At 70.5% G+C, this 14,357-nt stretch carries 11 protein-coding genes; 6 read left to right on the top strand and 5 right to left on the bottom strand.

Annotated elements, in window-relative coordinates; translation table 11 throughout:
• The first annotated feature begins 87 nt into the window (after positions 1-87).
• Entirely contained in the window at positions 88-1,203 is a 1,116-nt protein-coding gene (locus SY2F82_RS18040) for a GNAT family N-acetyltransferase (RefSeq protein ID WP_200420127.1), read from the top strand.
• Between the two features lie 88 nt (positions 1,204-1,291).
• Here the strand turns inward: SY2F82_RS18040 and SY2F82_RS18035 are convergent, their stop codons facing one another.
• Complete coding sequence (locus SY2F82_RS18035) at positions 1,292-2,737, bottom strand: glyceraldehyde-3-phosphate dehydrogenase (RefSeq protein WP_200420126.1); 1,446 nt, start codon at positions 2,735-2,737, stop codon at positions 1,292-1,294.
• Between the two features lie 147 nt (positions 2,738-2,884).
• On the opposite strand from SY2F82_RS18035, the gene htpG reads away from it, so the two are divergent.
• The gene (gene htpG, locus SY2F82_RS18030) at positions 2,885-4,792 is read left to right on the top strand and encodes a molecular chaperone HtpG (RefSeq protein WP_200420125.1); all 1,908 of its coding nucleotides are present in this window, start codon (positions 2,885-2,887) and stop codon (positions 4,790-4,792) included.
• 126 nt (positions 4,793-4,918) lie between these two features.
• Here htpG and dgoD read toward each other — a convergent pair whose 3' ends face one another.
• The 3 genes from dgoD to SY2F82_RS18015 all read right to left on the bottom strand — a co-directional run bounded on the left by dgoD (position 4,919) and on the right by SY2F82_RS18015 (position 7,933).
• Positions 4,919-6,064: a galactonate dehydratase gene (gene dgoD, locus SY2F82_RS18025; protein ID WP_200420124.1), complete on the bottom strand. Its 1,146-nt coding sequence runs from the start codon at positions 6,062-6,064 to the stop codon at positions 4,919-4,921.
• A 73-nt stretch (positions 6,065-6,137) separates the two neighbouring features.
• Positions 6,138-6,899, bottom strand: coding sequence for an SDR family NAD(P)-dependent oxidoreductase (locus SY2F82_RS18020; protein ID WP_200420123.1), 762 nt, complete (start codon positions 6,897-6,899; stop codon positions 6,138-6,140).
• The gene (locus tag SY2F82_RS18015) at positions 6,896-7,933 is read right to left on the bottom strand and encodes a LacI family DNA-binding transcriptional regulator (RefSeq protein ID WP_200420122.1); all 1,038 of its coding nucleotides are present in this window, start codon (positions 7,931-7,933) and stop codon (positions 6,896-6,898) included. The genes SY2F82_RS18020 and SY2F82_RS18015 overlap by 4 nt, the downstream gene beginning before the upstream one ends.
• Before the next feature lie 248 nt (positions 7,934-8,181).
• Between SY2F82_RS18015 and SY2F82_RS18010 the strand changes: the two genes are divergently transcribed.
• The 4 genes from SY2F82_RS18010 to SY2F82_RS17995 are packed head-to-tail and all read left to right on the top strand — an operon-like array spanning position 8,182 to position 12,496.
• Positions 8,182-8,847, top strand: coding sequence for a bifunctional 4-hydroxy-2-oxoglutarate aldolase/2-dehydro-3-deoxy-phosphogluconate aldolase (locus SY2F82_RS18010; protein ID WP_236041599.1), 666 nt, complete (start codon positions 8,182-8,184; stop codon positions 8,845-8,847).
• Positions 8,844-9,803 carry a sugar kinase gene (locus SY2F82_RS18005; protein ID WP_200420121.1) on the top strand — a complete coding sequence of 320 codons (960 nt, stop codon included), beginning with the start codon at positions 8,844-8,846 and terminating at the stop codon, positions 9,801-9,803. Before SY2F82_RS18010 ends, SY2F82_RS18005 begins: the two co-directional genes overlap by 4 nt.
• Before the next feature lie 45 nt (positions 9,804-9,848).
• Complete coding sequence (locus SY2F82_RS18000; protein ID WP_200420120.1) at positions 9,849-10,922, top strand: lactonase family protein; 1,074 nt, start codon at positions 9,849-9,851, stop codon at positions 10,920-10,922.
• Positions 10,923-10,969: 47 nt separating this feature from the next.
• The gene (locus SY2F82_RS17995; protein WP_200420119.1) at positions 10,970-12,496 is read left to right on the top strand and encodes an alpha-N-arabinofuranosidase; all 1,527 of its coding nucleotides are present in this window, start codon (positions 10,970-10,972) and stop codon (positions 12,494-12,496) included.
• A gap of 22 nt (positions 12,497-12,518) precedes the next feature.
• Here the strand turns inward: SY2F82_RS17995 and SY2F82_RS17990 are convergent, their stop codons facing one another.
• Positions 12,519-14,354 carry a glycoside hydrolase family 15 protein gene (locus tag SY2F82_RS17990; RefSeq protein WP_200420118.1) on the bottom strand — a complete coding sequence of 612 codons (1,836 nt, stop codon included), beginning with the start codon at positions 14,352-14,354 and terminating at the stop codon, positions 12,519-12,521.
• Positions 14,355-14,357 lie beyond the last annotated feature (3 nt).

Genomic DNA, 14,357 nt, shown 5'->3' with positions numbered 1-14,357 from the left:
CCATGAGTAGTCGTCACCATGCCTTGCCGGGCTGTGCCGTCACCGGCATGTTCCTTGCGGAGCCTGCGGAAGGGCGGTTGATGTGAGGTGGACATCACCATTCACCGGCCGCACGAGCTGAGCGACGCGCTGCGCGGGGCCTGGCACCAGGCCATGGACGTGTCGCCCGAGTACGCCAATCCCTTCCTGGCACCCGAGTTCGCCACCGGGATCGGCCGGTACCGCGGTGGGGCACGGGTGGCGGTGCTCCGCGAGAACGGGGAGCCCGTCGGATTCCTCCCGTACGAGCGCAACGCCCTGGGCGTGGGCCGGGCCATCGGTCTGGGCCTGTCCGACTGCCAGGCCCTCGTGCACCGGCCCGGGATCTCCTGGGACGCGCAGGACCTGTTGCAGGCCTGCGGGTTGTCCATCTTCGAGTTCGACCATCTCGTCGAGGAACAGAGACCCTTCGGCCGACACGTCACGGGGACGTTCGCCTCACCCGTGATCGATGTGAAGCCCGGCGACGGCGACTACCCGCACTGGCTGCGCGGCACGTATCCGGGGCTGGCCAAGACGGTCCTGAAGAAGGAGCGCCGCGTGGGGCGCGACGTCGGCGAGGTGCGGTTCGTCTTCGACGAGCGCGATCCGCGGGCGCTGCGCACGCTGATGCAGTGGAAGTCCGCCCAGTACCGTCGGACCGGACGGATGGACCGGTTCTCGCGGCCGTGGATCGTCGACCTGGTGGACCACCTCTCCCGCGTCCGCGAGGAGCACTTCACCGGCGTGCTGTCCGTGCTGTACGCGGGCGACCGGCCGATGGCCGCCCACTTCGGGCCGAGGTCCAGCACGGTGCTCGCGGCCTGGTTCACCGCCTACGACCCCGAACTCCGCTACTACTCGCCCGGCTTGATGATGCACCTCCGGCTGGCCGAGGCGGCGGCCCGGCACGGTGTGACGCTCGTGGACCTGGGGCGGGGCGACAAGGAGTACAAGGACTGGCTCAAGACCCGGGAGTTGCGGGTGGGCGAGGGGTTCGCCACCCGCCCCCACCCGGTGGCGGCGGCGTACCGGCTGTGGCGCAGGCCGGTGCGGGGCCTGCGCAACACGGTCCTGGCCCACCCCGAGTTGCGGAAACCGGCCGACCGGCTGCTGAAGACGGTCGGCACCCTGCGCACGTCGGGCGGAGCGGACTCCGGCGGAGGGCGACCCGGAGCACGCTGAGGGGCGTCCCGCTCCCGGCACCGCGTGTCCGCCGTGCCGGGAGTCGGCCGCCTCCGGCCGGATCCGGTCGAGGCCGACCCGCCTCCGCTCAGACCGCCGGTGCCGGGTAGGTCGGGTACTCCACGCCGGAGACGTGCTGGACGACCCGGATGACCTGGCAGGAATAGCCGAACTCGTTGTCGTACCACAGGTAGAGGATCGCGTTGTCGCCATCGACCTTGGTCGCGCCGGCGTCGACGATCGAGGCGTGGCGCGAGCCGATGAAGTCGCTCGAGACGGCGTCGGGGGCGCTGATGAAGTCGATCTGGCGCTTGAGCGGCGAGGTCAGCGACACGTCGCGGAGGTGGGTGAGGACCTCGTCCCGGGTGGTCTCCCGGGCGAGTTGCAGGTTGAGGATCGCGATGGAGACGTCCGGCACCGGGACGCGGATCGAGCTGCCGGTGATCCTCGCCTTGAGGTCGGGCAGAGCCTTCGCGACGGCCGAGGCGGCACCGGTCTCGGTGATGACCATGTTGAGCGGCGCCGAGCGGCCACGGCGGTCGGACTTGTGGTAGTTGTCGAGCAGGTTCTGATCGTTGGTGAACGAGTGGACCGTCTCCACGTGCCCGCGCAGCACGCCGAACTCGTCGTCCATCGCCTTCAGCGGCGGCACGATCGCGTTGGTGGTGCAGGACGCGCAGGACAGGAGCCGCTCGTCCGGCTTGATCATGTCGTGGTTCACACCGTGGACGATGTTGGGGACGTCGCCCTTGCCCGGGGCGGTCAGGACGACCTTGTCGATACCGGGACGCAGGTGCTTCGACAGGCCCTCGCGGTCGCGCCACTTGCCGGTGTTGTCGATGAGGATGGCGTCCTTGATGCCGTACGCCGTGTAGTCGACCTCGCTCGGATCGTCGGCGTGGATCACCTTGATCTCGTTGCCGTTGGCCACGATCGTGCCGTTCGCCTCGTCGACGGTGATCGTGCCGTGGAACTGGCCGTGGATGGAGTCGCGGCGCAGCAACGAGGCGCGCTTGACGAGATCCTGGTCACCACCGCCGCGTATGACGACGGCGCGCAGTCGCAGCCCGTTGCCGGAGCCGGCCTTCTCGATGAGCAGGCGGGCGAGCAGGCGCCCGATGCGGCCGAACCCGTAGAGGACGACGTCACGCGGCTCACGGCGCTCGATCTTGTTCGCCCCCGTGGCGCCGGCGACGGCCTCGGCGGTGAACGCCTCCACCGACAGACCCCGGTCGTCGGCCTTGTACGTGGCGGCGAGCATGCCGATGTCGATCTGGGAGGGGCCGAGATCGAGGGCGGTGAGCGCCTGGAGGAACGGCAGCGTCTCGGTGACCGAGAGCTCCTCCCCGGCGATCTGCCGGGCGAACCGGTGGGTCTTGAGGATGCTGACCACCGACTTGTTCACCAGGGAGCGACTGTGAAGGAGGACTGTGACGTCCCGCTCCCGGTGCAGTCTCCCGATGACGGGGATCATCGACTCCGCGATCTCTTCGCGGTGCTTCCAGCTGGTGAACGAGTCGTCGTTGACAGTCACAGTCTTATCTTTCGAGCTAGGCGGCGCTCATATGCTAACCCTTGTTGTTCGATTATCGGCAACGGGTCGGCAGTCCGTCCTCACGTGGTGTTTTACAGTGACTACCAACCGTCCGGCGACTGAAGACCCGTGAGGTAATCGCGAACCATGCCGACCCAGACGTTTGAGTTCCAAGTAGAGGCCCGTCAGCTGCTGCAGCTGATGATCCACTCCGTCTACTCGAACAAGGATGTCTTCCTGCGCGAACTCGTGTCCAACGCCTCCGACGCGCTGGACAAGCTGCGCCTCGCCGCGCTGCGGGACGACACGCTCGATGCCGATGTGTCCGACCTGCACATCGAGATCGAGATCGACAAGGACGCCCGCACCCTCACCGTGCGGGACAACGGCATCGGCATGTCGTACGACGAGGTCGGGCAACTCATCGGCACCATCGCCCACTCCGGCACGGCCACCCTCCTGAAGGAGCTCAAGGAGGCCGAGGACGGGGCCGGAGCCGAGGGGCTCATCGGACAGTTCGGGGTCGGCTTCTACTCCGGCTTCATGGTGGCGGACGAGGTGACCCTGGTGACCCGCCGCGCCGGCGAGAGCCAGGGCACCCGTTGGACGTCCCGTGGCGAGGGCACGTACACGCTGGAGAAGGTCGACGACGCGCCGCAGGGCACGGCGGTCACCCTGCACCTCAAGCCGGCGGACCCGGACAACCAGCTCCACGACTACGCCTCCGAATGGAAGATCAGGGAGATCGTCAAGCGGTACTCCGACTTCATCACCTGGCCGATCCGGCTGGTCCCCCAGGCGGCCACGGCAGAGGGCGACGACAGCGCGCGCGAACCCGAGACGCTGAACTCGATGAAGGCCCTGTGGGCGCGCTCGCGCGACGAGGTCTCCGACGACGAGTACCACGAGCTGTACAAGCACATCGGCCACGACTGGCGCGATCCGCTGGAGACGATCCGGCTGCAGGCAGAGGGCACCTTCGAGTACCAGGCCCTGCTGTTCCTCCCGTCGCACGCCCCGCACGACCTGTTCACGCAGGGCTTCCAGCGAGGGGTGCAGCTGTATGTGAAGCGCGTCTTCATCATGGACGACTGCGAGGCGCTGCTGCCGCCCTACCTCCGCTTCGTCAAGGGCGTCGTCGACGCGGCGGACCTCTCGCTCAACGTGTCCCGCGAGATCCTGCAGCAGGACCGCCACATCCGGATGATGCAGCGGCGTCTGACGAAGAAGGTCCTGTCCACGGTCAAGGACATGATGACCGGTGCCCCGGACCGCTACGCCACGTTCTGGCGGGAGTTCGGTGCCGTCCTGAAGGAGGGGCTGGTCACCGACCCCGAGAACCGCGACGCCATCCTCGCCGTCTCCTCGTTCGCCACCACGCACGGCGACGACGAGCCGACCACGCTCAAGGGCTATGTGGAGCGGATGAAGGACGGGCAGGAGCACATCTACTACATCACCGGTGAGTCCCGGCAGAGCGTCGAGAACTCCCCGCACATGGAGGCGTTCCGGGACCGGGGCATCGAGGTGCTGCTGCTCACGGACCCCGTCGACGAGGTGTGGGTCGACGCCGTGGGGGAGTACGAGGGCAAGGCACTGCGGTCCGTGACCAAGGGTGAGATCGACCTCGGCGCGCGGGGGGACGAGAAGGGCGACGACGAGCGGGAGAAGCAGACCGAGGAATACGCGGATCTGCTCGGCTGGATGAAGGAACAGCTGGACGAGGACATCAAGGAGGTGCGTCTGTCGTCGCGCCTCACCGTGTCGGCGGCCTGCATCGTCTCGGACGCGCAGGACCTGACCCCGGCCCTGGAGAACATGTACCGGGCGATGGGCCAGGAGGTGCCGCGCACCAAGCGGATCCTGGAGATCAACCCCGACCACCGGCTCGTGAAGGGCCTGAACCAGGCGTACAAGGAACGCGAGGACCGCACCGTGCTCGCCGAGACCACCGAACTGCTGCACGGCCTGGCGGTGCTCGCGGAGGGCGGCCAGCCCAAGGAACCCGCGCGTTTCGTGAAGCTGGTGGCGGACCGCCTGGAGCGCACGCTGTAGCCCAGCCGGCCGGTGCGGCGGGAGTTCGGGGCGCCGGGTCGCGCGGGTCGCCCGGAATGCTCCGCGTGAGGGCCGCGCGACCGCGTCCTGCGGCCCTTGACGCTTCCGGTCCGGCGGTGACCGGGGCTACCAGGAAGCCAGCGACCCGTCCGCGTTGCGCCACACCGGGTTGCGCCAGCGATGCCCGCGCTCGGCGGCGGCACGGACCGCGTCCTCGTCGATGGTGATGCCCAGACCGGGCGCGGTCAGGCGCTTGATGTAGCCGTCGCGGAACGTGAAGGGCTCGGCGTCGACGAGGTAGGCCGGCAGACCGCTGCTGTCGCCGTAGCCGATGCCGAGCGCCTGTTCCTGGATGAGGAAGTTCGGTGCGGCGAAGTCGAGTTGGAGACTGGCGGCCAGCGCGATCGGGCCGAGCGGGCAGTGTGGCGCGACCATGACGTCGTAGGTCTCGGCCATCGCGGCGATCCTCCGGGTCTCCGAGATGCCGCCGGCGTGGCTGATGTCCGGCTGGGCCACGGCGATGCCGTCCGCCAGCGCGGAGCGGAAGTCCCAGCGGGAGTAGAGCCGTTCACCGGTGGCGATGGGGATCGACGTGGAGCGCACCACGGCGCCGAGGTCCTGGGTGAACTCGGGCAGCACCGGTTCCTCGACGAACATCGGCAGCAGGGGCTCCAGCAACGGAAGCACCCGCCGGGACATCGCCCCGCTGAACCGGCCGTGGAAGTCCAGCGCCAGGTCGCACTCCGGGCCGATGGCCTCGCGTACGGCGGTCACGTTGTCCACGATGGCCTGGATGGCGGCGGGCGCGGCGAGCGGCTCCAACTGACCGCAGGGATTGAGCTTGACCGCGGTCAGGCCCTTGGCGACCTGCTCGGCCGCCGACTCCGCCAGCTCCTCGGGGGTTTCGCCCCCCACCCAGCCGTAGACACGGACCCGGTCGCGCACATGACCGCCCAGCAGCTGGTGCACCGGGACGCCGTGGGTCTTGCCGGCGATGTCCCACAGCGCCTGGTCGATGCCGGCCAGGGCGCTCATCAGCACGGGACCGCCCCGGTAGAAGCCGCCCTTGGCGAGCGTCTGCCAGTGCTCCTCGATACGCGCCGGGTCCTGCCCCACGAGGTAGTCGAACATCTCCTCGACACAGCGGGCGACGGTGTGCGCCTTGCCCTCGACGATGGGCTCGCCCCAGCCGGACATCCCCTCGTCGGTGTCGACGCGCAGGAAGAGCCAGCGCGGTTCGACGAGGAAGAGTTCGTAACCGGTGATCTTCATCTTTCGGCGGCCTCCGGGTCCTGTGCGCACGAAAGGGGGTGGCGGTGGCAGTGGTGGTGGCGGTCGGGAGATGTCACTCGTGGGCGCTGATGCTGCGGCCGCCGTCCACGAGCAGGTTCTGTCCGGTGATGAAGGAGGCGTCGTCGGAGGCGAAGAAGGCCACGGCGGCCGCGATGTCCTCGGGGGTCCCGAGTCTGCCGACAGGCGTCCGCGCGGCCGCCCTGGCCTTGTACTCCGCAGGCGTGTGCGCCCACAGGGCCGTGACCACGGCGCCGGGCAGCACGGCGTTGAACCTGATCTCACCGCCGTACTCGACGGCGAGCTGGCGCACCAGGGCTCCGATCCCGCCCTTGGCCGCCGCGTACGCGGGAAAGCCGTGGAAGCCGATGGCCGCGTGGATCGAGGAGGTGATCACGACCGCGCCCCCGGCGGCTCTGAGCAGGGGCACGGTCGCCCGGACGCCGTAGAACACCGAGTCGAGGGAGAGCCGCAGCTGGTCGTGCCAGGAGGTGTCGTCCAGTTCGTGGGCGGCTCCGGGCAGGTTCCGGCCGGCGTTGAGATGCAGCACGTCGAGGTGCCGGTTCCGCGCGGTGATCTCGGCGACGGTGGCGACCCACTCGTCGGGCGAGGTCACGTCGAGACGGCGGCTGCGCGCCTGGCCCCCCTTGGCGCCGATCTCCTCGGCCACCCGGTGGGCGGCCTCCGCGTCGACATCGGTGACGACGACGGACGCTCCCTCGGCGGCCAAGCGGTGGGCGGTGGCCTCGCCGATGCCGGAGCCGGCCGCGGTGAGCAGGGCGGTGCGGCGCGCGAAGCGGGCGAGAGCTGCGGTCATGGTGCGTCTCCGGGGCGTGCGGTGGAACCGCGCAGCACCAGATGCGGCTCGGTGGGTACGACCACGTCTCCTGGCGGCGTGCCCCGGATGGCGGCCACGAGGGCGTCGACGGCGGCGGTTCCCAGCTCGTACAGGGGCATGGCCACGGTCGTCAGCGGCGGGTGGAGGTGCCCGGCGACGGGCAGGTCGTCGTTGCCGACCACCGAGATGTCCTCGGGTATCCGAAGCCCCAGGCTCCGGATCGCGCCCATCGCGCCGATGGCCTGGGCCAGCGAGCTGGTGTAGAGCGCGGTGACCGGGGGGTGCTTGCCGCCGTCGGCGGGACGGAGCAGTTCCAGTGCCGCGGACACGCCGCCGTCCTCGGTGAAGTCGCCGGAGGCGACCGGAGCGGCGACTGAGAGCTCCTGGGCGTGCCGCAGGAACGCCTGCTTGCGGGTGTCGCTGGGGGTGATGCCGGGCGGACCGGCGATGTGGCCGACCGCGCGGTGGCCGAGGTCGTACAGGTGGTCCAGGGCGGTGACGCTGGAGCGGGCCACGTCCATGGTGACGTTCCGGCCGGACCCCTCGACCGACCGGTTGAGGAAGACGTGCGGGACCGGGCTGCGGCGGAGTGCGTCGAGCAGGGGGTGACCGGGTCGGGCCGAGGCGATCAGCAGTCCGTCCACGCGGCCCTCCTGGACCAGGTCGTTGAAGGACTCGTCCGCCTCCTGCCCGTCGAAGTCCTCGGCCAGCAGGGAGAGATAGCCGAGCTCACGGGCCCGCTGGTAGGCGCCGCGGGCGATGGTGACGTACGTGGGGTTGGTGAGGGCGGGGACCAGCAGCGCGAGGGCGTGGGTGCTCGCACCCGCCAGCGCCCGCGCCCCGGAGTGGGGACGGTAGCCGAGCGCTTCGGCGGCCTCGTGGACGCGCCGCCGGGTCTCCGGCCGGACGGACAGGTCCTGGCGGCCGTTGAGCACCTTGGACACGGTGGCCTTGGAGACCCCGGCCGCCTGTGCGACGTCCACCAGCCTGGCCCGGATGGTCTGTTGCGCCAACAGGGCACCCCTCTCGCTGGATTGGGAGGTCTTGACACGTTCCGGCGACGGAACTTAACGTCCGCGGGAGTCGGGGTCAACCGGTTTCCTCAGACGGAAATAGACGATATATCTGGGCGAAGCCCAACAAGAGTTCTGCGTACGGCCCAGCACGTCGGCCAACCGGACATGACACCGGACCTTCTGCCAAAGGAACTTCGCATGACCGACATGCAAGGAATCGGCAAGTCGTGCAGGCCGGTGGGGTGATGGAGCGTCCCCCCATCACCCCGCAGCTGGGCCGGACCCGGATCATGGCCATCCTCCGGTCCGCCGACGCCTCCGGACTGCCCGCCGTGGCCCGGGCGCTCGCGGACGGCGGCATCTCCTGCCTGGAGGTCACCCTCACCACCGTCGGTGCCCTCGACGCCCTGTCCTGCATCCGGGACGACCTCGGACCTGCGGTGGCGGTCGGCGCCGGTACCGTGACGACCACCGGCCAGGCCCGTGACGCGCTGGCAGCCGGAGCCGAGTTCCTCGTCTCCCCGGTCGTGGACGCCGATCTGATCCGCAGCACCGCGAAGAGCGGCATCCCGTGCTACCCGGGTGCCTGGACGCCGACCGAGGTGGCCGCCGCGTGGCAGGCGGGCGCCGCCGCGGTCAAGCTCTTCCCGGCCTGCTCGGGCGGCCCCGCCCATCTGCGCCAACTGCGCGCGCCGCTGCCGGAGATCCCGCTGATGGCCGTCGGCGGCGTGGACATCGCCCAGGCGCGCGACTACATCGACGCGGGAGCCCGTGCCGTGGGCATCGGCTCGCCGCTGCTGCGCGGAGCGGACCGGGATCCGAGTGCGACGGCCCTGGAAGCGCTCACCGAGAGGGCGCGCACCGTGCTCGACACGGTCGGGGCGACCACCGCCGAGGAGGTCGGCCGATGAACAGCGCCCCGCGCACGCCGTACCTGGTGACGGTCGGGGAGACCCTCGCGGCCCTGTCGGCGTCGCAGCCGGGCCCGCTGTCCCTGGGCGCCGATCTGCGTCTCGGGCTCGCCGGAGCGGAGTCGAACGTCGCGGTGGGGGTCAGCCGGCTCGGCGGCCGCGCCGTCTGGATCGGCCGTGTCAGCGAGGACGCTCTCGGCGACCTCGTCCTGCGCGAGCTGCGCGCGGAAGGGGTCACCGTCCTCGCCGTACGCGACCCCGCCCCCACGTCGCTCATGCTGAAGGAACGGCGCACCGCCGGCCACCACCGTACGCGCTATTACCGCACCCGCACGGCCGGTGCCGGACTGTCCCCCGAGGACATCCCCGAAGACGTCGTCGCCGGCGCGGCCGTCCTGCACCTCACCGGGATCACCCCCGCGCTGGGCGACGGACCCGCGAAGGCCGTCACCCGGGCCGTGGACATCGCCGCCGACGCGGGGGTGACCCTCTCACTCGACATCAACTTCCGCTCCCTGCTGTGGGGCGAGGAGGAGGCCAGGAACGCCCTGCTGCCGCTGCTGCGCCGCTGCGACCTCGTCTTCGCATCACCGCACGAGGCCCGGCTCGCGGTCCCCGGCACCGACGACCCGGTGGAACTCGCCCGCGGCATCCGCGACCTCGGCCCGTCCGGTGCCGTGATCAAACTGGGTGCCGAGGGAGCGTTCGCCCTCCTCGACGGACAGCCGCACCGGCAGCCCGCGATACCCGTGCGCGTCCACGACTCCGTTGGCGCGGGGGACGCCTTCGCCGCCGGATACCTCGCCGAACTGCTGGCGGGTGAGCCACCCGAGCAGCGGCTGAGGACGGCTGCCCTCCTCGGCGCCTTCGCGGTCAGCACCGCGGGCGACTGGGAGGGCCTGCCCCGCCGCTCCGAACTGGCCCTGCTCGACCACCACGACGACAACGTCCGCTGAACAGCCCCGCCACCGTCCCCCTTCAAGGAAAGTCCCGCGAAGCCCATGCCCACACCTGCCTCGTCCGGCCCCCTCCTCGTCCTCACCGGCTCCTACACACCCGACACCGGGGGCGACGGCGCCGGACTCGCCGTCGTGCGCTTCGATCCGGCGAGCGGCCGTCCGGCCCCCGAGAGCGGGCTGCCACCGCTGCCCGTCAGCGGCGCCTCCTTCCTGGCGGCGCACCCGACCCTGGACGTCGTCTACAGCACGAACGAGACCGACCCCGGAACCGTCACCGCGGTCACCCGGCAGCTCGACGGCGCCCTGACGACCCTGGGCACCCCGGTCGCCGGCGGCGGGACGAACCCGTGCCACCTGACCGTCCACCCCGACGGCCGCTGGCTGCTGACCGCCAACTACGGCAGCGACACGGATCCCGGCACCGTGGCCGTGCACCGGCTCGACGAGGACGGGCGGGTGAGCGAGCCGACCGACGTCGTCGTGCACGAGGGGTCGGGCCCGGTCACCGGACGGCAGGAGGGCAGCCACGCCCACCAGGTCGTCGTCGACCCGTCGGGCCGCTTCGTGCTGGCCACCGACCTGGGCGCGGACGCGGTGTTCGCCTATGTGCTGGACACCCGCGCCGGAACGCTCGCACAGACCGCGGTGAGCCGGCTGCGCGCCGGCTCCGGCCCCCGCCATCTCGCGTTCGCCCCCGACGGCGAGCTGGTGTTCAGCGCCGACGAGCTCTCCTCCACCGTCACCTGCCACCGCTACGACGCCGGGACGGGCATCCTGACGGCGGGCTCCGCCGTGCCCGCCACCACGGCCCAGGACGTCGACAACTATCCCGGCGGGATCGTCGCCTCCCCGTGCGGGCGCTTCGTGTGGGTGACCAACCGCGGAGCGGACACGGTGGCCGCGTTCCGGATCACCGGCTCCGGCCTGACGCCGATCGGCGAGGTCCCCAGCGGCGGCACCTGGCCCCGCGGCCTCACCCTGACGGCCGGTCACCTCCTCGTCGCCAACCAGCACAGCGGCACCCTCGCCGCGCTGCGGGTCCGGGACGACGGCACCCTCGAACAGCCCGCCCCGGCGGCATCCCTGCCGTCGGTGGTCTGCACGCTTCCCCTCTGAAAAGCCCGCACGACGTCCCGTACACGCATCCCACCTGAAAGGCAGCCATGTCCGCCCCCGCCACCACCCCCGCACGCTTCACCCTCGACTCGGCCTTCGGGATCGGAACCGTCCACCCCCGTCTGTACGGGTCGTTCGTGGAACACCTGGGCCGCTGCGTCTACAGCGGTCTGTACGAACCGGGCCACCCCGCCGCCGACCCCGCCGGCCTGCGGCAGGACGTGCTCGCGCTGATCCGGGAGCTGGGCGTCACCACCGTGCGCTACCCAGGCGGCAACTTCGTCTCCGGCTACCGCTGGGAGGACACCGTCGGACCGCGCGAGGAGCGGCCGGTGCGCCTCGACCTCGCCTGGAAGACCACCGAGACCAACGAGTTCGGCCTCGGCGAGTTCATGGACTTCTGCCGCAAGACCGGCGCGGAGCCCATGATGGCCGTCAACCTCGGCACCCGCGGAGTGGAGGACGCGGTACGGCTGCTGGAGTACTGCAACCACCCGGGCGGCACCGAACTGTCCGACCTGCGCATCGCCCACGGCGGCGAGGAGCCGTACGGCATCAGGATGTGGTGCCTGGGCAACGAGGTGGACGGCCCCTGGCAGATCGGTCACAAGACGGCCGAGGAGTACGGGCGGCTCGCCGCCGAGACCGCCCGCGCCATGAGGATGATCGAGCCGGACCTGGAACTGGTTGCGTGCGGCAGCTCGGGCTCCGGGATGTCCACCTTCGCCGCCTGGGAGGCGACCGTTCTGGAGGCCGCGTACGACCTCGTCGACCACGTCTCGCTGCACGCCTACTACGAGGAGACCGACGGCGACCGGGACTCCTTCCTCGCCTCCGCGGTCGACATGGAGCACTTCATCGAGTCGGTCGTGGCCACCTGCGACCACGTCCGCGCCAGGCTGAAGGCGACCAAGCGCATCAACCTCTCCTTCGACGAGTGGAACGTCTGGTACCAGAGCCGGCCCAACCCGCATCACGTCGAGGACTGGCAGCAGGCGCCGCGCCTGCTGGAGGACGTCTACACCGTCACCGACGCCGTGGTCTTCGGCTCGCTGCTGATCGCCCTGCTGCGGCACGCCGACCGGGTCACCGCCGCCTCGCTCGCCCAGCTCGTCAACGTCATCGCGCCGATCATGACCGAGCCGGGCGGACCCGCCTGGCGGCAGACCACCTTCTTCCCGTTCGCCCAGGCATCGCGGCACGGCCGCGGCCGGGTGCTGCGCGTCGAGGTGGACGGCCCCACGTACCCCACGGCCCGGTTCGGCGATGTGCCCCTGCTGCACGCCACCGCCGTGACCGACGACGAGACCGGCGCCGTCACCGTGTTCGCCGTCAACCGGAGTCAGAGCGAGGCGCTGCCGCTCGAGATCGACCTGCGCGGCATCGACGCGCACACCGTCGAGGAGCACCTGGTGCTGTCCGACGCCGACCCCGACGCCCGCAACACCCTGGACCACCCCGACCGGGTGACACCGCACCCGGCCACCGGCACCCTCGTCAAGGACGGGGTCCTGCGTGCCGGACTGGAGCCCCTGTCCTGGAACATGATCCGTCTGACGCGCACGCAGAGCTGAGGGAACGGCACGCCGCTCCGCCTCACCCCAGCGCCCGGTCGAGATTGAACGCCGCGCTGATCAGGGCGAAGTGCGTGAACGCCTGCGGGAAGTTGCCCTGTTGCTCACCGGTGTGGCTGATCTCCTCGGCGTACAGGCCCAGATGGTTGGCGTAGGTGAGCATCTTCTCGAACGCCAGCCGTGCCTCGTCCAGCCGTCCGGCGCGGACCAGCGCCTCGACGTACCAGAAGGAGCAGATGGAGAACGTGCCCTCGTCGCCCCGCAGGCCGTCCGGGCTGGCCTGTGGGTCGTAGCGGTAGACCAGGGAGTCGGAGACCAGGTCCTGGGTGAGTGCGTCCAGCGTGGACAGCCACTTGGGGTCGGTGGGCGCGATGAACTTGGCCAGGGGCATCATCAGCACGGACGCGTCCAGCACGTCGCCGTCCTCGTGCTGGACGAAGGCCTGGCGCTTGACGGACCAGCCGCGCTGCATGATCCGCCGGTAGATGGTGTCGCGGCACTGCAGCCAGCGGACCATGTCGGCGGGCAGGCCGCGGCGGCGGGCCATCCGGATGGCCCGTTCGATCGCCACCCAGCACATCAGGCGCGAGTACAGGAACTTCTTGCGGCCGCCCCGGGTCTCCCAGATGCCCTCGTCCGGCTGGTCCCAGTGGTCACAGACCCAGTCCACCAGCGCGCAGACCTGGTCCCACTGGTCGCTGGAGATGGGCTGTGCCCACTTGTCGTAGAGATAGATGGAGTCGATCAGGGCGCCGTAGATGTCGAGCTGGAGCTGGTCGGCGGCCGCGTTGCCGACCCGGACCGGCGCGGAGCCCTGATGGCCCTCGAGGTGGTCGATTTCGTACTCGGGCAGGTCGGTGCGGCCGTCGATGCCGTACATGATCTGCAGCGGGCCGGACGGTCCGCCGTCGCCGGGTGTGATGTGCCGGTTCACGAACTTCATGAACGCCTCGGCCTCGTCGGTGAACCCCAGCCGCAGCATGGCGTAGACGCAGAAGGCCGCGTCGCGCACCCACACGTACCGGTAGTCCCAGTTGCGTTCGCCGCCGAGCCGCTCGGGCAGGCTGGTCGTCGGCGCGGCCAGGATCGCGCCGGTCGGGGCGTAGGTGAGCAGCTTGAGGGTGAGGGCGGAGCGGTGCACCATCTCCCGCCAGCGACCGCGGTATCGGGACTGGTGCAGCCAGCGCCGCCAGTACTCCACCGTGGCGGAGAACTGTTTCTCGGCCTCGACGCGTGCGCACATGCGCGGCGCCAGATGTTCACCGACCTGGTCCAGCGTGAACACCGTCGACTCGCCCTCGGCGAGTTTGAAGTCGGCCCACACGTCGCGGTCGTCGCCTTCCAGGGGGACGGTGGCGGTCAGGGCCAGTGACAGGTCGGCGGACTCGAAGACCGCCACGTCACCGAGCAGCCGCAGGGTGTGCGGCTGCCTGCCGTAGTCGAACCGTGGAGCCACCCGTACCCGGAAGGGCAGGGAGCCCCGCACGCACAGGACCCTCCGGATGAGCCGGTGGCGTTCGGTCTCGACCGATTGCGCTCCGACGGGCATGAAGTCCTGCACCTCGCCGACGCCGTCCTCGGTGAAGAACCGCGTGATCAGGACATTGGTGTCGGGGAAGTAGAACTGCTTCGTGCGGCCCGGCACCGTCGCGGCGAGTTCGAAGCACCCGCCCCGCTCGGCGTCCAGGATGGCGCCGAACACGCTCGGGCAGTCGAAGGAGGGGCAGCAGTACCAGTCGATGGTGCCGTTGCTTCCCACCAGGGCGACGGTGCGCATGTCACCGATCAGACCGTGGTCGGCGATCGGCAGGTACCGGGAGTGCCCGGGCCCGTACTGCTCGCTCGGCGTTTCGGCCATCGC

This window comes from Streptomyces sp. Y2F8-2 (assembly GCF_014905555.1).
In the GTDB taxonomy this organism is placed as follows: domain Bacteria; phylum Actinomycetota; class Actinomycetes; order Streptomycetales; family Streptomycetaceae; genus Streptomyces; species Streptomyces cynarae.
This window is presented reverse-complemented; position numbering and strand designations above follow the sequence as displayed.

Bases quoted from the DNA above. Each gene is read 5' to 3' on its own strand.
- htpG (WP_200420125.1), top strand. From the start codon at position 2,885: ATGCCGACCCAGACGTTTGAGTTCCAAGTAGAGGCCCGTCAGCTGCTG.
- dgoD (WP_200420124.1), bottom strand. From the start codon at position 6,064: ATGAAGATCACCGGTTACGAACTCTTCCTCGTCGAACCGCGCTGGCTC.
- SY2F82_RS18020 (WP_200420123.1), bottom strand. From the start codon at position 6,899: ATGACCGCAGCTCTCGCCCGCTTCGCGCGCCGCACCGCCCTGCTCACC.
- SY2F82_RS18010 (WP_236041599.1), top strand. From the start codon at position 8,182: ATGGAGCGTCCCCCCATCACCCCGCAGCTGGGCCGGACCCGGATCATG.
- SY2F82_RS18005 (WP_200420121.1), top strand. From the start codon at position 8,844: ATGAACAGCGCCCCGCGCACGCCGTACCTGGTGACGGTCGGGGAGACC.
- SY2F82_RS18000 (WP_200420120.1), top strand. From the start codon at position 9,849: ATGCCCACACCTGCCTCGTCCGGCCCCCTCCTCGTCCTCACCGGCTCC.
- SY2F82_RS17995 (WP_200420119.1), top strand. From the start codon at position 10,970: ATGTCCGCCCCCGCCACCACCCCCGCACGCTTCACCCTCGACTCGGCC.
- SY2F82_RS17990 (WP_200420118.1), bottom strand. From the start codon at position 14,354: ATGGCCGAAACGCCGAGCGAGCAGTACGGGCCCGGGCACTCCCGGTAC.